Source organism: Pseudomonas sp. NPDC089547, assembly GCF_050280665.1.
Lineage (GTDB): Bacteria > Pseudomonadota > Gammaproteobacteria > Pseudomonadales > Pseudomonadaceae > Aquipseudomonas.
The window spans coordinates 153,429-176,272 of record NZ_JBNNVS010000005.1; the positions used below are offsets into that span (position 1 = coordinate 153,429).

Consider the following 22,844-nt stretch of genomic DNA (forward strand, 5'->3'; position numbering starts at 1 on the left):
CCTGTGGGAGCGGGCAAGCCCGCGAAGAGGCCGGTACAGGCTATGGGTCAGGCGCGCGAGTCGCGCACCATGTCCACGTGCGGAATGCCTGCTTCGAGGAACTCTTCGCTGACTACGCGAAAGCCCAGTCGCTCGTAGAACGGGGTGGCGTGTACCTGGGCGCTGAGCATCTGCTGCTTCAGGTCGCGGTTCTGCGCTTCGGTGATCACTGCGTTCATCAGGGCATCACCTACCTTCAGCCCGCGCCAGTCCTTCAGTACCGAAACCCGGCCAATGGTGCCATCAGGCAGCAGGCGGGCCGTGCCGATCGGGTAGTCGCCTTCCAGGGCCAGGAAGTGCACCGCGCTCGGGTCGTCCGAGTCCCATTCCAGCTCTGGCGGCACGTGCTGTTCGGCAATGAACACGGCTTCGCGGATACGGCGGATGTCGGCATTGTCCTTGTGCCAGTCGGCGAGGCGCACACGGATTTTATTCATCGGCGAATCCCAGGCTTCCTTGTTGGACCAGCTGCTGCACTAGCATAAGGCCATCTTCGTCTTCCAGCCACTCTGCCAGGTTGTCGATGTGCAGGGCATCGGCCGCGCACACCAGCTTCAGCAGCTCGCGCAATTTGGCCGGCAGCGGGCAGCTGCGACCGCTGGCGAACAGCATCAGGTCGTCGTTGAGTTCGGACCAGGCCAGGCGTGCGCTCGGGTTGCGGATCAGGATGGCGCCATCTTCCAGGGCTTTTACCAGCTCCTCTTCACTCAGCACTTCGCCGGCAACCTGCTCCGGGTAACGCGGCTCGGTCATGAACTGGCCGAACCAGGTCAGCAGCAGGTCCTTGTCGTTCATGTGCTTGTCGAGCAGCGCCTTGAGGCGGTCCAGGGCGTCGTGCTGGATCTGGTGCGGGTCACTTACCGGCTGGGCATCGGCATCGCTGTAGCGCTCTTCGTCGGGCAGGAACTGGCCCAGGAAGTCGGTGAAGTGGGTGAGCACTTCGGCGGCGCTAGGGGCGCGGAAGCCGACCGAGTAGGTCAGGCAGTCGTCCACGGCCACGCCGTAGTGGGCCAGGCGCGGTGGCAGGTAGAGCATGTCGCCCGGTTCCAGGGTCCACTCGCCGCTCTGTTCGAACTCAGCCAGGATACGCAGGTCGGCGTGTTCCAGCAGCGGGCTGTCGCTGTCGCACATCTGGCCGATCTTCCAGTTGCGCTCGCCGTGGCCTTGCAGCAAGAACACGTCGTAGTTGTCGAAGTGCGGGCCAACGCTGCCACCCGGGGCGGCATAGCTGATCATCACGTCATCGATACGCCAGCTGGGCAGGAAGCGGAAGTTTTCCAGCAGCTCGGCCACTTCCGGTACGAACTGGTCGACGGCCTGCACCAGCAGGGTCCAGTCCTTTTCCGGCAACTCGGCGAAGGTGTCTTCGTTGAACGGGCCGCGGCGCAGCTCCCATGGGTGGGCGCCGTGCTCCAGCACGATGCGCGACTCGACTTCTTCTTCCAGGGCCAGGCCGGCCAGTTCGTCGGGGTCGATCGGGCTGATGAAGTCCGGGAAGGCCTGGCGCACCAGCAGCGGCTTCTTCTGCCAGTAGTCGCGCATGAATTCGCGGGCCGAGATGCCGCCGAGCAGCTGCAGTGGAGTATCAGGATTCATGTTCAACCTATTGAAAAAACGTAATTTTCGTACGGGAATAAAAACGCCCGGCCAGGCCGGGCGTTGTACGCGACGGTCAGCTTAGATGCGTTTGGCCTGCGCTGCCGCGTTACCGATATAGGTAGCGGGGGTCAGCTGCTTGAGCTCGGCCTTGGCGTCGGCTGGCATGTCCAGGCCGTCGATGAAGGTCAGCAGCGCGTCCGGGGTGATGCCCTTGCCACGGGTCAGCTCTTTGAGCTTCTCGTAGGGGTTTTCGATGTTGAAACGGCGCATCACGGTCTGGATTGGCTCGGCCAGCACTTCCCAGCAAGCGTCCAGGTCGGCGGCGATGCGGGCTTCGTTGACTTCCAGCTTGCCGATGCCTTTCAGGCTGGCTTCGTAGGCGATGACGCTGTGGGCAAAGCCCACGCCCAGGTTGCGCAGCACGGTGGAGTCGGTCAGGTCACGCTGCCAGCGCGAGATCGGCAGCTTGCTGGCCAGGTGCTGGAACAGCGCGTTGGCTATCCCTAAGTTGCCTTCGGAGTTTTCGAAGTCGATCGGGTTGACCTTGTGCGGCATGGTCGACGAGCCGATTTCGCCGGCAACGGTCTTCTGCTTGAAGTAACCCAGCGAGATGTAGCCCCACACATCACGGTCGAAGTCGATCAGGATGGTGTTGAAGCGGGCGATGGCGTCGAACAGTTCGGCGATGTAGTCGTGCGGCTCGATCTGGGTGGTGTACGGGTTGAACTGTAGGCCCAGCTCGTCTTCGATGAAGGCGCGGGCATTGGCTTCCCAGTCGATCTGCGAGTAAGCCGACAGGTGAGCGTTGTAGTTGCCCACGGCGCCGTTGATCTTGCCCAGCAGCGGGACGGCGGCAACCTGAGCGATCTGGCGCTCCAGGCGGTACACGACGTTGGCCAGTTCCTTGCCCAGGGTGGTCGGCGAAGCCGGCTGGCCGTGGGTGCGCGACAGCATCGGCACGTCGGCGTGGGCGTGGGCCAGGGCGCGGATGGCGTCGGCGATCTGGCGCATCAGCGGCAGCAGCACGTCGTCACGGCCGGCGCGCAGCATCAGGGCGTGGGACAGGTTGTTGATGTCCTCGCTGGTGCAGGCGAAGTGGATGAACTCGCTGACCTTGGCCAGCTCAGGCAGCTGGGCGGCCTGCTCCTTGAGGAGGTATTCGATCGCCTTGACGTCGTGGTTGGTGGTGCGCTCGATTTCCTTGACGCGCTCGGCGTGCTCCAGCTTGAAATCGGTGGCCAGGGTGTCCAGCAGGGCATTGGCTTCGGCGGAGAACGCCGGCACTTCGCCGATCTGCGGGTGAGCGGCCAGGCGCTGCAACCAGCGCACTTCGACCAGGGCGCGGAAACGGATCAGGCCGAATTCGCTGAAGATGGGGCGCAAGGCCTGGGTTTTGCCGGCATAACGGCCGTCTACAGGGGAAACCGCAGTGAGCGAAGAAAGCTGCATGGGGTGTTCTCGGACAGTCAGGCTTTTGGAAGGGCGCATATCATACATGAAAATTGCCTGTAGGAGCGGCCTTGCGTCGCGAAAGGGCTGCGCAGCGGCCCCGGCAATCTATGCTGGGGCGGCGATTCTGGGGCTGCTGCGCAGCCCTTTCGCGACGCAAGGCCGCTCCTACAGGTCCGGCGTTTTTCTTCAGGACGGTGTGCGCATCATGTCGTACAGTTCGTTAAGCAGTTTGCGCCGGCTGAATACCAGCTGCCAGCGGTGCCCGCCCAGCTGGCGCCACAGGCGCGCGGCGCGGATGCCGGCCAGCAGCAGGGCGCGGATCTTCGAGGCGTTGTTGGGCTGCTGCAGGAAGCGCATGTCGCCGTGCACCTGAATACGCTGGCGCAAGGTGCTGAGCGTGTCCTGGTACAAGGCTCCACTGGAAGCAATGACGTTTTCATGAACCAGGCCAAAATGGTCAGCCTGGGACTGGATTTGCGGCAGGCGGTTGCCGATGGTGTCGAGCAGGTCGCCACGCTTGTTCAGCTGGCGCTCCAGGCCGAGCATCGACAGGGCATAGCGCAGTGGCTCGCGTTGCAGGCTGCTGGGGTCGCGCTCCAGGGCGCCGACCAGCGCGCGGTAGCCGTCACGCAGGTTCAGGTCGTCACCGCCGAACACCTCCAGGGTGTCCTTGGGGTCACGCACCAGCAGGCTGCCAAGCATGCAGCCAATGTTGGCCTCGCTGGCCTGGCCGGTGCGGGCGATGCGGTCGACCAGCACAGCAGCCTGGAATACCCCGCCCAGCGCAATCAGCTGCTCCTGCAGGTTGCTCATGCGCGGGGGCTCCACGGCTCGGCAGCTTCGATCACGCCGCCGCCCAGGCACACTTCACCGTCGTAGAACACCACCGACTGGCCCGGGGTGACGGCGCGCTGCGGCTCGTCGAACACGGCGCGGTAGCCGGTTTCGGTGAGTTCCAGGGTGCACTGCTGGTCGCTCTGGCGGTAGCGCACCTTGGCCGTCAGCTGGCGTGGGCTGCCGAGGTCTATCGGGTTGACCCAGAAGATTTCCGACGCGAGCAGGGCGCGGGAGAACAGCCATGGGTGTTCATTGCCCTGGCCAACCACCAGCACGTTGCGGGTGAGGTCTTTGTGCAGCACGTACCACGGCTCGTCACCGGCATCCTTCAGGCCGCCGATGCCCAGCCCCTGGCGCTGGCCGATGGTGTGGTACATCAGCCCATGGTGGCGGCCGATCACTTCACCCTCGGTGGTTTCGATGTTGCCCGGTTGGGCTGGCAGGTATTGCTTGAGGAAGTCGCTGAAGCGGCGCTCGCCAATGAAGCAGATGCCGGTGGAGTCCTTTTTCTTGGCGGTGGCCAGGCCGTGCTTTTCGGCGATGGCACGTACTTCGGGTTTTTCCAGTTCGCCGACCGGGAACAGCGTGCGGGCGATTTCCTTGCCGCCGACGGCGTGCAGGAAGTAGCTCTGGTCCTTGTTCGGGTCCAGGCCCTTGAGCAGTTCGGTCAGTTCGCCGGTGTCGCGGCGGCGCACGTAGTGGCCGGTGGCGATCAGGTCGGCACCCAGCGACAGGGCGTAGTCGAGGAACGCCTTGAACTTGATTTCGCGGTTGCAGAGGATGTCGGGGTTGGGGGTTCGGCCGGCCTTGTACTCTTCAAGGAAGTGCTCGAACACGTTGTCCCAGTATTCGGCGGCGAAGTTGGCGGTGTGCAGCTTGATGCCGATGCGGTCGCACACGGCCTGGGCGTCGGCCAGGTCTTCGCGGGCGGTGCAGTATTCGGTGCCGTCGTCTTCTTCCCAGTTCTTCATGAACAGCCCTTCCACCTGGTAGCCCTGCTCCATGAGCAGAAGGGCGGAGACGGAAGAGTCCACGCCGCCGGACATGCCGACGATGACGCGGGTCTTGGCGGGGTCTTTGAGTGCTGGGCTGGTCATGGGTACCGGTGTGTATCAGAGGGGAAAAACGCCGATTCTATCAAACCCGTGGCGTTGCGTCAGTCGCGTAGCAGTTCGAGGCTGTGCAAGGGGCCTTTGAGGTAGTCGTCGAGGCAGCGCGGCACCAGCTCGCTGCGCCAGCGGGCGGGGTCGGCGAGCAGTTCGTCGCGGGTCAGCCACACGGCGCGGACGATGTCGCTGTCCAGGGCCAGGTCGGCGTGGTGGCGTACGGGGCGGGCGGCGAAGCAGATGCGCTGGTAGGTCACGCCGTTGCTGGGGGCGGTGTACAGGTAGATGCCGACCACACCGGTGAGCTCGACTTCCCAGGCGGTTTCTTCCAGGGTTTCGCGCAGGGCGGCCTGGGGCAGGGTTTCATTGGGTTCGAGGTGGCCGGCGGGTTGGTTGAAGACATGCTGGTTGGCTTTGAATTCCTCGACGAAGAGGAACTTGCCATCGTGTTCGACGATGGTGGCGACGGTGATGTGGGGTTGCCAGGTCATTCGCGGTTTCCTTTCAGATTGTCGGGACCGCTTTGCGGTCCTTCGCGGGCTTGCCCGCTCCCACAGGTGCAGTGCAGGCCTTGCAGGCAGCACCTTTTCTGTGGGAGCGGGCAAGCCCGCGAAGGGCCGCAAAGCGGCCCCATTTCCCAGAAAGCACAAACCCCGGTGCGTGGCCGGGGTTTGGGCTGTTACTTAAAGCGAACCTTACAGGGCAGCAATGGCGCTGTTCAGGGTCTGGCTTGGGCGCATCACCTTGGCGGTCAGCTCGGCATCCGGGGCGTAGTAGCCACCGATGTCGGCCGGCTTGCCCTGAACGGCGTTGAGCTCGGCGACGATGGTCTCCTCGTTCTCGGTCAGGGTTTTTGCCAGTGGGGCGAAGCGAGCCTGCAGGGCTGCGTCGTCAGCCTGGGCAGCCAGGGCCTGGGCCCAGTACAGGGTCAGGTAGAAGTGGCTGCCGCGGTTGTCGATACCACCGACTTTGCGCGAAGGCGACTTGTTGGTGTCGAGGAACTTGCCGGTGGCCTGGTCCAGGGTGTTGGCCAGTACCTTGGCGCGTGGGTTGTCGTAGGTGTTGCCCAGGTGCTCCAGGGAAGCAGCCAGGGCCAGGAATTCACCCAGCGAGTCCCAACGCAGGAAGTTCTCTTCAACCAGCTGCTGCACGTGCTTCGGTGCCGAACCGCCGGCGCCGGTTTCGAACAGGCCACCGCCGTTCATCAGCGGCACGATCGACAGCATCTTGGCGCTGGTGCCCAGTTCCATGATCGGGAACAGGTCGGTCAGATAGTCGCGCAGCACGTTGCCGGTCACCGAGATGGTGTCCTTGCCTTCGCGGATGCGGGCCAGGGAGAACTTGATGGCGTCGACCGGGGCCAGAACACGGATGTCCAGGCCGGCAGTGTCGTGATCCTTCAGGTACTTCTGTACCTTCTCGATCATCACGCCGTCGTGGGCGCGGGCCGGGTCCAGCCAGAACACCGCTGGGGTGTTGCTCAGGCGGGCACGGTTGACGGCCAGCTTGACCCAGTCCTGGATCGGCGCGTCCTTGGTCTGGCACATGCGGAAGATGTCACCGGCTTCGACGGTCTGCTCCAGCACGACGTTGCCCTTGCCATCGACCACGCGTACCACGCCTTCGGCCTTGATCTGGAAGGTCTTGTCGTGAGAGCCGTACTCTTCGGCCTTTTGTGCCATCAGGCCAACGTTCGGCACGCTCCCCATGGTGGTCGGGTCGAAGGCGCCGTGTTGCTTGCAGTCTTCGATGGTGGCCTGGTAGATGCCAGCGTAGCAGCGGTCCGGGATCACGGCCTTGGCGTCTTGCAGTTCGCCAGCGGTGTTCCACATCTTGCCCGAGTCACGGATCATGGCCGGCATCGAAGCGTCGACGATGACGTCGCTCGGCACGTGCAGGTTGGTGATGCCTTTGTCGGAGTTGACCATGGCCAGGGCTGGACGCTGGGCGTACAGGGCCTGGATGTCGGCTTCGATCTCGGCCTGCTTGTCGGCTGGCAGGTCCTTGATGCGGGCGTACAGGTCGCCGATGCCGTTGTTGGCGTTGAAGCCTACGTCGGCCAGGGCTGCGGCGTGCTTGGCCAGCACGTCGTTGTAGAACTCTTCGACGATGACGCCGAACATGATCGGGTCGGAAACCTTCATCATGGTGGCTTTCAGGTGCACCGACAGCAGCACGCCCGAGGCCTTGGCATCGGCGATCTGCTCGGCGATGAAGGCTTTCAGGGCCTTGCGGCTCATGGTGGCGCAGTCGATGATTTCGGCGGCCTTGACGGCGGTCTTTTCTTTCAGGACGGTGGTGTTGCCGTCTTTGGCAACCAGCTCGATGCGCAGGCTGTCGTCAGCTTCGATCAGTGCGGCTTTCTCGCTGCCGTAGAAGTCGCCCTGGGTCATGTGGGCAACGTGCGACTTGGAGTCGGCGGCCCAGGCGCCCATCTTGTGCGGGTGCTTGCGGGCATAGTTTTTCACCGACAGCGGTGCGCGGCGGTCGGAGTTGCCTTCGCGCAGTACCGGGTTCACGGCCGAACCCTTGATGCGGTCGTAGCGGGCGCGGGACTCTTTTTCTTCCGCGGTGGCCGGCTCGTCGGCGTAGTCAGGGATGTTGAAGCCCTTGCCTTGCAGTTCCTTGATCGCGGCCTTGAGCTGCGGTACCGAGGCGCTGATGTTCGGCAGCTTGATGATGTTGGCTTCAGGGGTGGTAGCCAGTTGGCCCAGTTCCGCCAGGTGATCGCCTACTTGCTTCTCTGCGCCCAGTTGCTCCGGGAAGGCGGCAAGGATACGGCCGGCCAGGGAGATGTCGCGGGTTTCGACGGCGATGTCAGCCGAAGCGGTGAACGCTTCGATGATCGGCAGCAGCGAGTAGGTGGCGAGGGCGGGGGCTTCGTCGGTGAAGGTATAGATGATCTTGGAACGGGTGGGCATGCGGGTTAACTCTCTGTGTGCTGAGCGTGCTCGAGTCTCGTGGTGCGCAGGGTAGGCGCATCGCCCTGGCAGCGCCATGAGCGGAAAGTCGAGAGGCTGCGAGCGGTGATGGTGGATGCATCAGTCGAGCGTCAAGTGCTGGGGTGCGGTAACAACCCAGGCTTTACGGCCATTCATGGCCTAGGGCGGTCCGCATTTTCCTGGGATTCGCCCCGATGACCCTTCGGTCGCGGCGGAGTATACCAAACCATTCGGGCTAATCAGCAAGGCCAAGTGATATCGGCCCATTTATAAGACCAAAGACGTAGCGGCAATGTGGCGGGTTGTCGCATGCCTTGCAGGTCGGCAGATGTGGTTTAGGCTCATTGCATTGCATGATTTCCAAACCACACCCGAAAGCGGAGTAGTGCAAGCATGGGATACCAGAAAATCAAGGTTCCGACCGACGGCACCAAGATCACCGTCAATGCAGACCATTCGCTCAATGTGCCTGATAACCCCATCATTCCTTATATTGAAGGCGACGGGATCGGTGTCGATGTCTCGCCAGTGATGATCAAGGTGGTCGATGCCGCCGTGCAGAAAGCCTACGGCGGCAAGCGCAAGATCGCCTGGATGGAAGTGTATGCCGGCGAAAAAGCCACCCAGGTGTACGACCAGGACACCTGGCTACCCCAGGAAACCCTCGATGCGGTGCGCGATTACGTGGTGTCGATCAAGGGCCCGCTGACCACGCCGGTGGGTGGGGGCATCCGCTCGCTCAACGTGGCCTTGCGCCAGCAACTGGACCTGTACGTGTGCCTGCGCCCGGTGCTGTGGTTCCAGGGCGTACCCAGCCCGGTGAAAAAGCCCGGCGATGTCGACATGGTGATCTTCCGCGAGAACTCCGAAGACATCTACGCCGGTATCGAATGGAAGGCCGGCTCGCCCGAGGCCAACAAGGTGATCAAGTTCCTCAAGGAGGAAATGGGTGTCACCAAGATCCGCTTCGACCAGGACTGCGGCATTGGCGTGAAGCCCGTTTCGAAAGAGGGCACCAAGCGCCTGGTGCGCAAGGCCCTGCAATACGTGGTGGACAACGACCGCGAGTCGCTGACCCTGGTGCACAAGGGTAACATCATGAAGTTCACCGAAGGGGCCTTCAAGGACTGGGGTTATGAAGTGGCCCGCGACGAGTTCGGCGCCGAACTGCTCGACGGCGGCCCGTGGATGAAGTTCAAGAACCCCAAGACCGGCCGCGAGGTCATCGTCAAGGACGCCATCGCCGACGCCATGCTGCAACAAATCCTGCTGCGTCCGGCCGAATACGACGTGATCGCCACCCTCAACCTTAACGGTGACTACCTGTCCGATGCCCTGGCGGCGGAAGTGGGCGGTATCGGCATTGCGCCGGGCGCCAACCTGTCCGACACCGTGGCCATGTTCGAGGCCACCCACGGCACTGCGCCCAAGTATGCAGGGCAGGACAAGGTCAACCCGGGCTCGGTGATTCTCTCGGCAGAAATGATGCTGCGGCACATGGGCTGGGCCGAGGCGGCAGACCTGATCATCAAGGGCACCAACGGTGCGATCGGGGCCAAGACCGTGACCTACGACTTCGAGCGGCTGATGGACGGCGCCACGCTGGTGGGCAGCTCAGGCTTTGGTGATGCGATGATCAAGCATATGTAAGGCAAGAGAAAACCGGTCGCCTGGGTAAAGGGGCGACCGGCTTTTTCGTATTACGACACGTGGCGGCGATCAGGCCTTCGCGGGTTCGTCAGCGGTCTGGCCGTGAACCTTGGCTGCCGCAGCGGCAGCGGCGTCCATTATCTTGACCGCGTGCAGGCCTTTGGGACCCTGGATGATTTCGAACACTACGGACTGGCCAGCCTTGAGCGTCTTGTATCCGTCCATCTGGATGGCCGAGTAATGAGCGAAAAGGTCATCGGATTTACCTTCCTCGTTGATGAATCCGTAGCCCTTGGCATTGTTGAACCACTTGACTTTACCGCTTGCCATCCCTATGTCCCTCTGCAAAGGACTCCATCACTGGAGTATCATCCACTTCATCCGCATACGAACCTTGCGAAAAATCTGGTTGACTGCGCGGATCTTTATCGACCACGGTGGGTTCTTATTGGTTGTAACACCGTTTTGCCGATAGTCAAGGTCGCCCGGCGCCTGCGCTGGCGGTGGCCTGTGCGGTCAACCCACTACTTTAACCTGACGCTCATGATGAAATTCTTTCCATGCATGCACCTAGTGAGATTCGACTAACATTCAATCAGGATCGCCCGCAATCGAATGAGGACGACGGCTCAGGTCTTGCAGTTCAGGAAGCCAAGCCGATCCTGCAGGCGCCACCGATGTACAAGGTGGTTTTGTTCAACGATGACTACACGCCAATGGATTTCGTCGTCGAAGTGCTCGAGACGTTCTTCAATCTGAACCGCGAGCTGGCGACCAAGATCATGCTGACCGTCCATACCGAAGGGCGGGCAGTGTGCGGATTGTTTATCCGTGACATCGCCGAAACAAAGGCTATGCAGGTCAACCAATACGCCAGGGAAAGCCAGCATCCGCTACTCTGTGAAATCGAGAAGGACGGTTAATCGCCGACCACTTGGGTATGAGGTGAAGCTATGTTAAACCGCGAGCTCGAAGTCACCCTCAATCTGGCCTTCAAGGAGGCTCGTTCGAAGCGTCATGAGTTCATGACCGTCGAACATCTGCTGTTGGCACTCCTTGACAATGAGGCTGCCGCGACCGTTCTGCGCGCCTGTGGCGCCAATCTCGACAAGCTCAAGCACGACCTGCAAGAGTTCATCGATTCCACCACGCCGTTGATCCCTGTCAACGACGAAGACCGTGAAACCCAGCCAACCCTGGGCTTCCAGCGTGTGCTGCAGCGTGCCGTGTTCCACGTGCAAAGCTCTGGCAAACGCGAAGTGACCGGCGCCAACGTGCTGGTGGCGATCTTCAGCGAACAGGAAAGCCAGGCCGTGTTCCTGCTCAAGCAGCAGAGCGTGGCCCGTATCGACGTGGTCAACTACATCGCCCATGGCATCTCCAAGGTGCCGGGGCATGGTTCGCAATCTGAAAGCGACCAGGACATGCAGGACGAAGAGGGCGGCGAAACCTCCTCTTCGAGCAACCCGCTGGACGCCTATGCCAGCAACCTGAACGAGCTGGCCCGTGCCGGCCGTATCGACCCGCTGGTAGGCCGCGAGCAGGAAGTGGAGCGCGTGGCGCAGATCCTGGCGCGCCGGCGCAAGAACAACCCGTTGCTGGTGGGTGAGGCGGGCGTTGGCAAGACTGCTATCGCCGAAGGCCTGGCCAAGCGCATTGTCGATGGTCAAGTGCCCGACCTGCTGGCACAAAGCGTGGTGTACTCGCTCGACCTGGGTGCGCTGCTGGCCGGTACCAAATACCGTGGCGACTTCGAGAAGCGCTTCAAGGCGCTGCTCGGCGAACTGCGCAAGCGCCCGCAGGCGATCCTGTTCATCGACGAAATCCACACCATCATCGGTGCGGGTGCGGCGTCGGGCGGGGTGATGGATGCCTCCAACCTGCTCAAGCCGTTGCTGTCGTCGGGGGAGATCCGTTGCATCGGCTCCACCACGTTCCAGGAGTTCCGCGGCATCTTCGAGAAAGACCGTGCCTTGGCACGTCGCTTCCAGAAGGTGGATGTCAGCGAGCCGTCGGTCGAAGACACCGTGGGCATCCTGCGCGGGCTGAAAGGGCGTTTCGAGAGCCACCACAACATCGAGTACAGCGACGAGGCCCTGCGCGCCGCTGCCGAACTGGCTTCGCGCTACATCAATGACCGGCACATGCCGGACAAAGCCATCGATGTGATCGACGAAGCGGGCGCCTACCAACGCCTGCAGCCAGAGGCCAACCGCGTCAAGCGTATCGACGTGCCGCAAGTCGAGGACATCGTCGCCAAGATCGCGCGGATTCCGCCGAAACACGTCACCAGTTCCGACAAGGAACTGCTGCGTAACCTTGAGCGTGACCTGAAGCTGACCGTATTCGGGCAGGACCAGGCCATCGACTCGCTGTCTACTGCCATCAAGCTGTCCCGTGCTGGCCTGAAGTCGCCAGACAAGCCTGTCGGTTCGTTCCTGTTCGCCGGCCCTACCGGCGTCGGCAAGACCGAAGCGGCGCGCCAGCTGGCCAAGGCGCTGGGTGTGGAACTGGTGCGGTTCGACATGTCCGAGTACATGGAGCGCCACACTGTGTCGCGCCTGATCGGTGCGCCTCCTGGGTATGTGGGGTTCGACCAGGGTGGCTTGCTGACCGAGGCGATTACCAAGCAACCGCACTGCGTATTGCTGCTTGATGAAATCGAGAAGGCCCACCCGGAAGTCTTTAACCTGCTGCTGCAGGTGATGGACCACGGTACCCTGACCGACAACAACGGGCGCAAGGCCGACTTCCGTAACGTGATCCTGATCATGACCACCAACGCTGGCGCGGAAACCGCGGCGCGGGCCTCGATCGGCTTCACTCATCAGGACCATGCGTCCGATGCCATGGAAGTGATCCGCAAGAGCTTCACGCCAGAGTTCCGTAACCGCCTGGATACCATCATCCAGTTCGGCCGCCTGAGCACCGAGACGATCAAGAGCATCGTCGACAAGTTCCTTATCGAACTGCAAGCGCAGCTGGAAGACAAGCGGGTACTGCTGGAGGTCAGCGATGACGCACGCGGCTGGCTGGCGGTGGCGGGCTATGACGCACAGATGGGTGCGCGGCCAATGGCGCGGCTGATCCAGGACAAGATCAAGCGGCCGCTGGCCGAGGAGATCCTGTTTGGTGAACTGGCCGAGCATGGCGGTGTGGTGCACATCGACCTGCGCGATGGCGAACTGGTGTTCGACTTCGAGACTACGGCCGAGGTTGCGTGATATTGGGGCCGCTTTGCGGCCCTTCGCGGGCACGCCCGCTCCCACAGGTAATAGTTAACCCCCTGTGGGAGCGGGCGTGCCCGCGAAGGGCTGCAACGCAGCCCCCTACAATCTTGAAGGTACAAAAAAGCCCGGCACATGGCCGGGCTTTTTCATGGCTTGAGCTTAGCGCGCACGGTAAGTGATGCGGCCCTTGCTCAGGTCGTACGGCGTCAGTTCGACGCGGACCTTGTCGCCAGTGAGAATACGGATGTAGTTTTTGCGCATCTTTCCGGAGATGTGCGCGGTTACGACGTGCCCGTTTTCCAACTCCACGCGGAACATGGTGTTGGGCAGGGTGTCGACGACAGTACCTTCCATTTCGAAGCTGTCTTCTTTCGACATGCAGTAGAACCCTCGGATCCAGTGTTGGCCCGACGCATAACCGCACCGGGCAAAAAAGTGGCGTGGATTATGCCGGAAAAGTGTGTGTCAAGCCAAGGCTTTCAGTTGAGGGTGACCCAGCGCTGGTTAATCAGCAGCTCGATTGGCCGATACTGCGTCTTGTAATTCATTTTTTTGCAGTTCTTGATCCAGTACCCTAGGTAAACCGCCTCCAGCTCCTGGCGCAGGGCTTCAGTGATTTGCCACAGGATGGCAAAGCGGCCAAGGCTGCGCCGCTCTTCGTCCGGCTCGTAGAAGGTGTACACCGCCGACATGCCGTTGGGCAGCAGGTCGCACACCGCCACCGCCATCAGCCGGCCCTCCAGGCGGAACTCGTAAAACCAGCAGAACGGCAGGTCGCGCACCAGGAAAGTGGAAAACTGGTCGCGGCTGGGCGGGTACATGTCACCGTCGGCGTGGCGCGTTTCGATATAGCGCCGGTACAGGTCGAAGTACTCTTCCTTGAACGTTGGGCGTGCTGCCGTCACGGTCAGGTCGGCGTTGCGCTTGAGAATGCGCCGTTGCTGGCGGTTGGGGATGAAGCGCGCCACCGGGATGCGGGCCGGCACGCAGGCGTTGCAGTTCTGGCAATGAGGCCGGTACAGGTGGTCGCCACTGCGCCGGAAGCCCATTTCCGACAGGTCGGCGTACACGTTCACGTCCATCGGCTGGCTGGGGTCGAGGAACAGTGTGGTGGCCTGTTCCTCGGGCAGGTAGCTGCAGGAGTGGGGCTGAGTGGCATAGAACTTCAACCGCGCCAACTCTGTCATGATCAACCCCTTCGGTGAGACTTTGTTTTAAGTGTAAGCCAGCTACGCAAACTCGCCTAGGCAACCCATGTGGCGCTGTTGGGCTGGTCGAGGTGGCGTGCCAGGTAGCCGGCGAACTCGGCGCGGCTGATGGCGTGGGCGCCCAGGCTGTGCAGGTGGTTGGTCGGCATCTGGCAGTCGATCAGCACGAAACCGGCCTGGCGCAGGTGGTTGACCAGGGTCACGAAGCCAACCTTGGAGGCGTTGTCGGCGCGGCTGAACATCGATTCGCCGAAGAACAGCTGGCCCATGGCCAGGCCGTACAGGCCGCCGACCAGCTCACCGTCCTGGCGTACCTCCACCGAATGGGCGATGCCGCGCCGGTGCAGTTCGCAGTAGGCATTGCGCATGGTGTCGGTGATCCACGTGCCGTCGGCATAGTCGCGAGGCGCGGCGCAGGCGGCGATCACGGCAGGGAAGTCGGTGTCGAAGCTGACCTGATAGCGGCCCTGGCGCATCAGCTTGGCCAGCGAACGCGACACGTGCAGCTGGTCTGGCAGCAGCACGGTGCGCGGGTCGGGTGACCACCACAGGATCGGTTGACCGTCCTGGTACCACGGGAAGCAACCGTGGCGATAGGCCTGCATCAGGCGCTCGGGGGTAAGGTCGCCGCCGGCCGCCAGAAGGCCGTTGGGGTCGTGCAGGGCCTTTTCCAGGGGCGGGAAGGTCAGCGAGTCGCGGGTTAGCCAGGTGAGCATGGTCTATCGTGCGGTGGGGGAGGGGAGCGGGCAGCATGGCGCGGGTGAAAAGCACGGTCAATCTCTTTGGCTGCTTCGCCCTCGGAGCCTGCACGGGACCTGTGGGAGCGGGCGCGCCCGCGAAGAGGCCGCTACAGGCAATGAAATTAGGCAATTTCCTACACATTCATGAAACCGCAGGCACCATCCGCTACATTTGCTGTCACACCTGTGCAAAAACACAGCATAAGCCTTTGTCACAAAAGAAAATGCATGCTCAAATTGCACCTATATGAAAGTCGCCCCCGGCCAAAGCTCCATACGGCGTGCCGCCATGGCGGCTGGCGGGCAGTAATGTTAAAAGTAGTGGTTCATTGGCCCTACAGCCGGCCGATCACTATTGGACGCGCAGCACGCGCAGGAATAGACGCGTTTTGAAGAAATCCACCGCAACCCCAGCTCCCTTGCCCGTGCCCCTGTGGCGGCAGCAGCTGCATTATCGCCTCAAGGAAGGTGCGTTGATTGCTGTCGGCGCCCTGTGCCTGTACCTGTGGATGGCGCTGCTGACCTACGACACGTCGGACCCAGGCTTCAGCCACACCGCCACCGTCGACCAGGTGCAGAACGCCGCCGGGCGTGCCGGCGCATACTTCGCCGACATCCTGTTCATGGTGCTGGGTTACTTCGCCTATATCTTCCCGCTGCTGCTGGCGGTAAAGACCTGGCAGATTTTCCGTGAACGCCACCAGCCGTGGGACTGGAGCGGCTGGCTGTTCTCCTGGCGGCTGATCGGCCTGGTGTTCCTGGTGCTGTCCGGGGCGGCGTTGGCGCATATCCACTTCCACCCACCGGCCAGCTTGCCGTTTTCCGCGGGCGGTGCGCTGGGCGAAAGCCTGGGTGACCTGGCGCGCAACCTGCTGAACGTGCAGGGCAGCACGCTGATGTTCATTGCCCTGTTCCTGTTCGGCCTGACCGTGTTCACCGACTTGTCGTGGTTCAAGGTGATGGACCTGACCGGCAAGATCACCCTCGACTTGTTCGAGCTGGTGCAGGGCGCGGCCAACCGCTGGTGGGAGGCACGCAACGAGCGCAAGCGCCTGGAAGCACAGCTGCGCGAGGACGAACCGGTGGTCAAGGCTGCGCCGATGGCCGCCGAGAAGCGCGAACCGGCCAAACCGGCGCTGCGTGAGCGTATCTTCAAGCGTGAAGAGGCGCCCGCCCCGGTAGTCGAACCGCGCGAGCCGACCCTGGGCCGCGAGCCCGTCGTGCCGCCCCGTGAGCCAACCGTCGCCCGTGAACCGGTGGTGCCACGCGAACCGGTAGTACCCCGTGCGCAGCCTGCACCCCCGATGATCGTGCCGCCGACAGCCGACAAGGCGCCAGAGCCGAGCAAGCGGGTGATGAAAGAAAAACAGGCGCCGTTGTTCATCGACAGCGCCGTGGAAGGCACCTTGCCGTCGATCTCCATTCTTGACCCGGCCGAGCAGAAGAAGATCGAGTACTCGCCTGAATCCCTGGCGGGCGTCGGTCAGCTGCTGGAAATCAAACTCAAGGAGTTTGGTGTGGAAGTGGCGGTGGACTCGATCCACCCGGGCCCGGTGATTACACGTTACGAAATCCAGCCGGCCGCTGGCGTGAAGGTCAGCCGCATTGCCAACCTGGCCAAGGACCTGGCGCGCTCGCTGGCGGTTACCAGCGTACGGGTGGTCGAGGTGATCCCCGGCAAGACCACCGTGGGTATCGAAATCCCCAACGAAAACCGGCAGATGGTGCGCTTCTCCGAGGTGCTGGCTACGCCGCAGTACGACGAGCAGAAGTCGCCGGTCACCCTGGCCCTGGGCCACGACATCGGCGGCAAGCCGGTCATTACCGACCTGGCCAAGATGCCACACCTGCTGGTGGCCGGTACCACCGGTTCCGGTAAGTCGGTGGGTGTGAACGCCATGATCCTGTCGATCCTGTTCAAGTCCAGCCCGGAAGACGCGCGGCTGATCATGATCGACCCGAAAATGCTTGAACTGTCGATCTACGAAGGCATCCCGCACCTGCTGTGCCCGGTGGTCACCGACATGAAGGACGCCGCCAACGCCCTGCGCTGGAGCGTGGCCGAGATGGAGCGGCGCTACAAGCTGATGGCGGCCATGGGTGTGCGTAACCTGGCTGGCTTCAATCGCAAGATCAAGGATGCCCAGGAGGCCGGCGAAATCATCCATGACCCGCTGTATCGCCGCGAGAGCATGGACGACGAGCCCCCTGCGCTGAAGACCCTGCCCACCATCGTGGTGGTGGTGGACGAGTTCGCCGACATGATGATGATCGTCGGCAAGAAGGTCGAAGAGCTGATCGCCCGTATCGCCCAGAAGGCGCGGGCGGCTGGTATCCACCTGATTCTCGCTACCCAGCGCCCGTCGGTGGATGTGATCACCGGCCTGATCAAGGCCAACATCCCGACCCGCATGGCGTTCCAGGTATCCAGCAAGATCGACTCGCGCACCATCATCGACCAGGGTGGTGCCGAGCAGCTGCTGGGCCATGGTGACATGCTGTACATGCCGCCGGGCACCAGCCTGCCGATTCGCGTGCACGGCGCGTTCGTTTCCGACGACGAAGTGCACCGCACGGTAGAAGCCTGGAAACTGCGCGGCGCGCCGGACTACAACGACGACATCCTCAACGGGGTCGAAGAGGCCGGTAGCGGCTTTGATGGCGGCGGCGGTGGTGGCGATGGTGACGATGCCGAAACCGATGCCCTGTATGATGAAGCAGTGCAGTTCGTGCTTGAAAGCCGCCGTGCTTCCATTTCTGCCGTGCAACGCAAACTGAAGATCGGCTACAACCGTGCTGCGCGCATGATCGAGTCGATGGAAATGGCTGGCGTTGTCACCCCGATGAACAGCAACGGCTCGCGGGAAGTGATTGCCCCGGGCGGCCCGCGCGACTGACGAACACCTTGCCGGGCGCCAACGGTGGCGCCCGGCCTTTTCAATGCTCAATGAGGATTACCATGCGCGCGATTCGCATGCTGTTGGTTTCTGCCCTTGCTCTGGGCAGCGCTTCGGCTTTTGCCGGCGAGCAAGATGTACAACGCCTGACCCAGCTGCTGGAAAAGTCGCAGACCATCGAGGCCAATTTCTCGCAGTTGACCTTGGGTGCCGACGGCGCCAGCCTGCAGGAAACGGCTGGCCAGATGACCGTGAAGCGCCCGGGCCTGTTCTACTGGCACACCGATGCGCCGCAGGAACAAGTGGTTGTGTCTGACGGCAAGATGGTGACCCTGTGGGACCCGGACCTGGAGCAGGCCACCATCAAGAAGCTCGACGTGCGCCTGAACCAGACCCCGGCATTGCTGCTGTCCGGTGACGTGTCGAAAATCAGCCAGAGCTTCGACATCACCTCCAAGGAGCAGGGCGAAGTGATGGACTTCACCCTCAAGCCGAAAACCAAGGACACCCTGTTCGACTCGCTGCGCGTGTCGTTCCGCAAAGGCCTGATCAATGACATGCAGCTGATCGACAGCGTCGGTCAGCGCACCAACATCCTGTTCAATGGCGTCAAGGCCAACCAGGCGGTGCCGGACAGCAAGTTCAAGTTCGACATCCCCAAAGGCGCGGACGTGATCAAGGAGTAACCAGAGCCCGTCATGGACCTGTTTCGAAGCGAACCCGTCGCCCAGCCCCTGGCCGCTCGCCTGCGCCCGTCCAACCTGGACGAATACGTCGGCCAGGAGCACCTGCTGGCGCGCGGCAAACCGCTGCGCGAAGCGCTGGAGCAGGGTGCGCTGCACTCGATGATCTTCTGGGGGCCGCCGGGGGTGGGCAAGACCACCCTTGCGCGGCTGCTGGCGCAGTTCTGCGATGCGCACTTCGAAACCGTGTCGGCAGTACTGGCCGGGGTAAAAGAGATCCGTCAGGCCGTTGAAGTGGCCAAACAGCAGGCTGGCCAGTACGGCCGCCGTACCATTTTGTTCGTTGACGAAGTGCACCGCTTCAACAAGTCGCAGCAGGATGCCTTCTTGCCATATGTGGAAGACGGCACCCTGCTGTTCATTGGCGCCACCACCGAGAACCCGTCATTCGAGCTGAACAACGCGCTGCTGTCGCGGGCCCGGGTGTATGTGCTCAAGAGCCTGGACGAGGCAGCGTTGCGCAAACTGGTCAACCGCGCCCTCACGGAAGAGCGCGGCCTGGGCAAGCGCAACCTGCGGGTGGGCGACGACGCGTTCAAGATGCTGATGGCTGCCGCCGACGGCGATGGCCGGCGCATGCTCAACTTCCTTGAAAACGCCTCGGACCTGGCCGAAGACGGCAGCGAGATCGACGTCGAGATGCTACAGAGCCTGCTCGGTGACAGCCGCCGACGGTTCGACAAGGGGGGCGAGGCGTTCTACGACCAGATTTCCGCGCTGCACAAGTCGGTGCGCGGTTCCAACCCTGATGGCGCCCTGTACTGGTTTGCGCGCATGCTCGATGGCGGCTGCGACCCGCTGTACATCGCCCGGCGCGTGGTGCGCATGGCCAGCGAGGACATTGGCAACGCCGACCCGCGTGCGCTCAGCCTGTGCCTGGCGGCCTGGGATGTACAGGAGCGCCTGGGTAGCCCCGAGGGCGAGCTGGCAGTGGCCCAGGCCATTACCTACCTTGCTTGTGCACCCAAGAGCAACGCGGTGTACATGGGCTTCAAGACCGCGCTGCGCGAAGCGGCCGAGCATGGTTCGCTGGAGGTGCCTTTGCACCTGCGCAACGCCCCGACCAAACTGATGAAGCAACTGGGCTATGGCGACGAGTACCGCTATGCCCACGATGAACCCGACGCTTACGCCGCCGGTGAAGATTACTTCCCCGACGAACTGGAGCCCCGCCAGTACTACCAGCCAGTGCCCCGTGGCCTGGAGCTGAAGATTGGCGAGAAGCTGCGCCACCTGGCAGACCTCGACCGCAACAGCCCCCGTCAACGGAGAAAACCGTGATTGCACTCATCGCCGCGGTCAGCGCGGGCGGTATCGCCGGTACCTTGCTGCGCTTTGCTACCGCCAACTGGGTAACGGCCCACTGGCCACGGCACTTCTATGCCGGTACGCTGGCGGTCAACCTGGTCGGCTGCCTGTTGATCGGCCTGCTTTACGGCCTGTTCCTGCACAAGCCGCTGGTGCCGGTCGAGTTGCGCGCCGGCCTTATTGTCGGCTTCCTCGGCGGCCTCACGACCTTTTCCTCCTTCTCGCTCGATACCGTGCGCCTGATGGAAAGCGGGCAGGTGCCCCTTGCCTTGGGCTATACCGGTATCAGCGTAGTGGGCGGGCTGCTCGCGACCTGGGCCGGCCTGTCCCTGACCCGATTCTGAACCAACACCTACCTATAACGAGAGAACGATATGCTCGATTCCAAACTGTTACGCGGCCAACTTCAGGAAGTGGCGCAACGCCTGGCCTCCCGTGGCTTCAGCCTGGATGTCGCGCGCATCGAATCACTGGAAGAGCGCCGCAAGGCGGTGCAGACCCGCACCGAGCAGCTGCAAGCCGAGCGTAACGCCCGTTCCAAGTCCATCGGTCAGGCCAAGGCCAAGGGCGAAGACATCGCGCCGCTGATGGCCGATGTCGAGCGCATGGCCAATGAACTGGCCGCTGGCAAGATTGAACTGGACGGCATCCAGGCTGAACTGGACGGCATCCTGCTGACCATCCCCAACCTGCCAGACGCCAGCGTACCGGTCGGTGCCAGCGAAGACGACAACGTTGAAGTGCGCCGCTGGGGCACACCGAAGGCCTTCGACTTTGAAATCAAGGACCACGTCGCCCTGGGTGAAGTCAGCGGTGGCCTGGACTTCGAGGCCGCAGCCAAGCTGTCTGGCGCCCGCTTTGCCGTGCTGCGTGGCCCGATCGCCCGCCTGCACCGCGCCCTGGCGCAGTTCATGATCAACCTGCACACCGGCGAGCACGGCTACGAGGAGCACTACACCCCGTATCTGGTGCAGGCGCCTGCATTGCAGGGCACTGGCCAGCTGCCGAAGTTCGAGGAAGACCTGTTCAAGATCACCCGCGAAGGTGAGGCAGACTTCTACCTGATCCCGACTGCCGAAGTGTCGCTGACCAACCTGGTGGCCGATCAGATCCTCGATGCCAAGCAGCTGCCACTGAAACTGGTTGCCCACACCCCTTGCTTCCGTAGCGAAGCCGGTGCTTCTGGCCGTGACACCCGCGGCATGATCCGCCAGCACCAGTTCGACAAGGTCGAGATGGTGCAGGTGGTGGAGCCGGCGAAGTCGATGGAAGCCCTGGAAGGCCTGACCGCCAACGCCGAACGTGTACTGCAACTGCTGGAGCTGCCATATCGCGTGCTGGCCCTGTGCACCGGCGACATGGGCTTTGGCGCCGTGAAAACCTACGACCTGGAAGTGTGGGTACCGAGCCAGGACAAGTACCGCGAAATCAGCTCGTGCTCCAACTGCGGCGACTTCCAGGCGCGCCGCATGCAGGCCCGCTGGCGCAACCCGGAAACCGGTAAGCCAGAGCTGGTGCACACCCTAAACGGCTCCGGCCTGGCCGTAGGCCGTACCCTGGTTGCCGTGCTGGAAAACTACCAGCAGGCCGATGGTTCGATCCTGGTGCCGGAAGTGCTGAAGCCGTACATGGGCGGCGTCGAGGTCATCCGCTAAATGGATTACCTGCCGCTGTTCCACAAGCTGCAGGGCGGCCGCGTGCTGGTCGTCGGTGGCGGTGAGATCGCCTTGCGCAAGGCGCGCTTGCTGGCAGATGCCGGCAGCGTGCTGCGCGTGGTGGCGCCGGACGTCGACGGCCAGTTGGCCGCGTTGGCCCGGGAAGGTGGCGGAGAGGTGCTGGTGCGTGGCTATCAGGCAGCCGACCTGGTCGGTTGCCGGCTGGTGATCGCAGCTACCGACGACCCTGGGCTGAACGCCCAGGTGTCGGCGGATGCGCAGGCCCTCAGCCTGCCTGTCAACGTGGTGGATGCACCGGCCTTGTGCACGGTGATTTTCCCGGCGATTGTCGACCGTTCACCCTTGGTGATTGCGGTGTCCAGTGGCGGTGACGCCCCGGTACTCGCAAGGTTGATTCGCGCCAAGCTTGAGGCCTGGATTCCGTCGGCCTATGGTGAGCTGGCCGGGCTGGCTGCGCGTTTCCGGCACAAGGTGAAATCCTTGTACCCGGACGTCAATCAGCGTCGCGGCTTCTGGGAGACCGTGTTCCAGGGGCCGATTGCCGAGCGCCAGCTGGCCGGGCAGGGCGCCGAGGCCGAACGCCTGTTGCAGGCGATGGTAGACGGTGCGCCAGTGCAGCAGGGCGGTGAGGTGTACCTGGTGGGTGCGGGCCCGGGCGACCCGGACTTGCTCACCTTCCGTGCCTTGCGCCTGATGCAGCAGGCCGACGTGGTGCTGTACGACCGCCTTGTAGCACCTGCAATCATCGAGATGTGCCGGCGTGATGCCGAGCGCATCTACGTGGGCAAGCGCCGCGCCGACCATGCCGTGCCGCAGGACCAGATCAACCGGCTGCTGGTCGATCTGGCTCAGCAGGGCAAGCGTGTGCTGCGACTGAAGGGTGGCGACCCGTTCATCTTCGGCAGGGGTGGCGAAGAGATCGAAGAGCTGGCCGAGCATGGCATTCCGTTCCAGGTGGTGCCGGGCATTACGGCGGCCAGTGGGTGTTCGGCTTATGGCGGGATTCCCCTGACTCACCGCGACTATGCCCAGTCGGTGCGCTTCGTGACCGGGCACTTGAAGGATGGCACCAGTAACCTGCCGTGGGATGACCTGGTGGCGCCGGCGCAAACCTTGGTGTTCTACATGGGGTTGGTCGGTTTGCCGACCATCTGCGCCGAGCTGATTCGCCACGGGCGGGCGGCCAGTACGCCGGCTGCGTTGGTGCAGCAGGGGACTACACGTAACCAGCGGGTGTTTACCGGTACGTTGGCGGACTTGCCAGAGCTGGTGGCCCGGCATGAAGTGCATGCGCCGACCCTGGTGATTGTCGGGGAGGTGGTGCAGTTGCGCGACAAGCTGGCCTGGTTCGAAGGTTCGCAGAACAGCTGAAATCGTTGGGGCCGCTTTGCGGCCCTATCGCGACACAACGCCGCTC

20 protein-coding genes are annotated in these 22,844 nt (G+C 62.8%); 9 read left to right on the forward strand and 11 right to left on the reverse strand.

The genetic code is table 11. The features are described from left to right. Nucleotides 1-47: 47 nt before the first annotated feature. The 7 genes from ACQKPZ_RS05535 to ACQKPZ_RS05565 all read right to left on the reverse strand — a co-directional run bounded on the left by ACQKPZ_RS05535 (nt 48) and on the right by ACQKPZ_RS05565 (nt 7,954). On the reverse strand, nt 48-476 hold the full coding sequence (locus tag ACQKPZ_RS05535; RefSeq protein ID WP_427535993.1) for a GNAT family N-acetyltransferase: 429 nt from the start codon (nt 474-476) through the stop codon (nt 48-50). Beyond that, nucleotides 469-1,635, reverse strand: coding sequence for a JmjC domain-containing protein (locus ACQKPZ_RS05540; protein ID WP_427535995.1), 1,167 nt, complete (start codon nt 1,633-1,635; stop codon nt 469-471). The genes ACQKPZ_RS05535 and ACQKPZ_RS05540 overlap by 8 nt, the downstream gene beginning before the upstream one ends. Nucleotides 1,636-1,716: 81 nt before the next feature. Beyond that, nucleotides 1,717-3,087 carry an adenylosuccinate lyase gene (gene purB, locus ACQKPZ_RS05545; RefSeq protein WP_391135076.1) on the reverse strand — a complete coding sequence of 457 codons (1,371 nt, stop codon included), beginning with the start codon at nt 3,085-3,087 and terminating at the stop codon, nt 1,717-1,719. Nucleotides 3,088-3,276: 189 nt separating this feature from the next. Then, nucleotides 3,277-3,903, reverse strand: a complete 627-nt coding sequence (gene hflD, locus ACQKPZ_RS05550; RefSeq protein ID WP_427535997.1) for a high frequency lysogenization protein HflD — start codon at nt 3,901-3,903, stop codon at nt 3,277-3,279. Then, complete coding sequence (mnmA, locus tag ACQKPZ_RS05555; RefSeq protein ID WP_403196626.1) at nt 3,900-5,024, reverse strand: tRNA 2-thiouridine(34) synthase MnmA; 1,125 nt, start codon at nt 5,022-5,024, stop codon at nt 3,900-3,902. The genes hflD and mnmA overlap by 4 nt, the downstream gene beginning before the upstream one ends. Nucleotides 5,025-5,083: 59 nt before the next feature. Beyond that, on the reverse strand, nt 5,084-5,524 hold the full coding sequence (locus ACQKPZ_RS05560; protein WP_391135067.1) for an NUDIX hydrolase: 441 nt from the start codon (nt 5,522-5,524) through the stop codon (nt 5,084-5,086). A gap of 204 nt (nt 5,525-5,728) precedes the next feature. Then, nucleotides 5,729-7,954 (reverse strand): NADP-dependent isocitrate dehydrogenase, encoded by a 2,226-nt coding sequence (locus tag ACQKPZ_RS05565; protein ID WP_427535999.1) that lies wholly within the window; start codon nt 7,952-7,954, stop codon nt 5,729-5,731. A 414-nt stretch (nt 7,955-8,368) separates the two neighbouring features. Here ACQKPZ_RS05565 and icd point away from each other — a divergent pair, with 414 nt between their 5' ends. Then, entirely contained in the window at nt 8,369-9,625 is a 1,257-nt protein-coding gene (gene icd, locus ACQKPZ_RS05570) for an NADP-dependent isocitrate dehydrogenase (RefSeq protein WP_391135061.1), read from the forward strand. 69 nt (nt 9,626-9,694) lie between these two features. Here icd and cspD read toward each other — a convergent pair whose 3' ends face one another. Then, complete coding sequence (cspD, locus tag ACQKPZ_RS05575; protein ID WP_427536001.1) at nt 9,695-9,955, reverse strand: cold shock domain-containing protein CspD; 261 nt, start codon at nt 9,953-9,955, stop codon at nt 9,695-9,697. Nucleotides 9,956-10,185: 230 nt separating this feature from the next. Between cspD and clpS the strand changes: the two genes are divergently transcribed. Beyond that, on the forward strand, nt 10,186-10,548 hold the full coding sequence (clpS, locus tag ACQKPZ_RS05580) for an ATP-dependent Clp protease adapter ClpS (RefSeq protein WP_427536003.1): 363 nt from the start codon (nt 10,186-10,188) through the stop codon (nt 10,546-10,548). A 30-nt stretch (nt 10,549-10,578) separates the two neighbouring features. Then, nucleotides 10,579-12,849, forward strand: a complete 2,271-nt coding sequence (gene clpA, locus ACQKPZ_RS05585; RefSeq protein ID WP_391135054.1) for an ATP-dependent Clp protease ATP-binding subunit ClpA — start codon at nt 10,579-10,581, stop codon at nt 12,847-12,849. Nucleotides 12,850-13,014: 165 nt separating this feature from the next. On the opposite strand, the gene infA is transcribed toward clpA, so the two are convergent. From infA to aat, 3 genes are all read right to left on the reverse strand, one after another. Continuing rightward, nucleotides 13,015-13,233 (reverse strand): translation initiation factor IF-1, encoded by a 219-nt coding sequence (gene infA, locus ACQKPZ_RS05590; RefSeq protein WP_002553999.1) that lies wholly within the window; start codon nt 13,231-13,233, stop codon nt 13,015-13,017. Between the two features lie 101 nt (nt 13,234-13,334). Then, a complete protein-coding gene (locus tag ACQKPZ_RS05595) occupies nt 13,335-14,042 on the reverse strand; it encodes an arginyltransferase (RefSeq protein WP_391135051.1) in 708 nt (235 codons plus the stop codon). A gap of 56 nt (nt 14,043-14,098) precedes the next feature. Continuing rightward, entirely contained in the window at nt 14,099-14,779 is a 681-nt protein-coding gene (aat, locus tag ACQKPZ_RS05600) for a leucyl/phenylalanyl-tRNA--protein transferase (RefSeq protein ID WP_427536005.1), read from the reverse strand. A gap of 413 nt (nt 14,780-15,192) precedes the next feature. Between aat and ACQKPZ_RS05605 the strand changes: the two genes are divergently transcribed. The 6 genes from ACQKPZ_RS05605 to cysG all read left to right on the forward strand — a co-directional run bounded on the left by ACQKPZ_RS05605 (nt 15,193) and on the right by cysG (nt 22,798). After that, the gene (locus ACQKPZ_RS05605) at nt 15,193-17,700 is read left to right on the forward strand and encodes a DNA translocase FtsK (RefSeq protein ID WP_427536007.1); all 2,508 of its coding nucleotides are present in this window, start codon (nt 15,193-15,195) and stop codon (nt 17,698-17,700) included. Nucleotides 17,701-17,762: 62 nt separating this feature from the next. Continuing rightward, nucleotides 17,763-18,386 (forward strand): outer membrane lipoprotein chaperone LolA, encoded by a 624-nt coding sequence (gene lolA / locus ACQKPZ_RS05610; protein WP_427536009.1) that lies wholly within the window; start codon nt 17,763-17,765, stop codon nt 18,384-18,386. A 12-nt stretch (nt 18,387-18,398) separates the two neighbouring features. Next, complete coding sequence (locus ACQKPZ_RS05615; RefSeq protein WP_028613325.1) at nt 18,399-19,724, forward strand: replication-associated recombination protein A; 1,326 nt, start codon at nt 18,399-18,401, stop codon at nt 19,722-19,724. After that, a complete protein-coding gene (gene crcB, locus ACQKPZ_RS05620; RefSeq protein ID WP_391135039.1) occupies nt 19,721-20,095 on the forward strand; it encodes a fluoride efflux transporter CrcB in 375 nt (124 codons plus the stop codon). Before ACQKPZ_RS05615 ends, crcB begins: the two co-directional genes overlap by 4 nt. A gap of 30 nt (nt 20,096-20,125) precedes the next feature. Continuing rightward, nucleotides 20,126-21,406 carry a serine--tRNA ligase gene (gene serS, locus ACQKPZ_RS05625; RefSeq protein ID WP_427536011.1) on the forward strand — a complete coding sequence of 427 codons (1,281 nt, stop codon included), beginning with the start codon at nt 20,126-20,128 and terminating at the stop codon, nt 21,404-21,406. Then, on the forward strand, nt 21,407-22,798 hold the full coding sequence (gene cysG / locus ACQKPZ_RS05630; RefSeq protein WP_391135035.1) for a siroheme synthase CysG: 1,392 nt from the start codon (nt 21,407-21,409) through the stop codon (nt 22,796-22,798). Nucleotides 22,799-22,844: the final 46 nt, after the last annotated feature.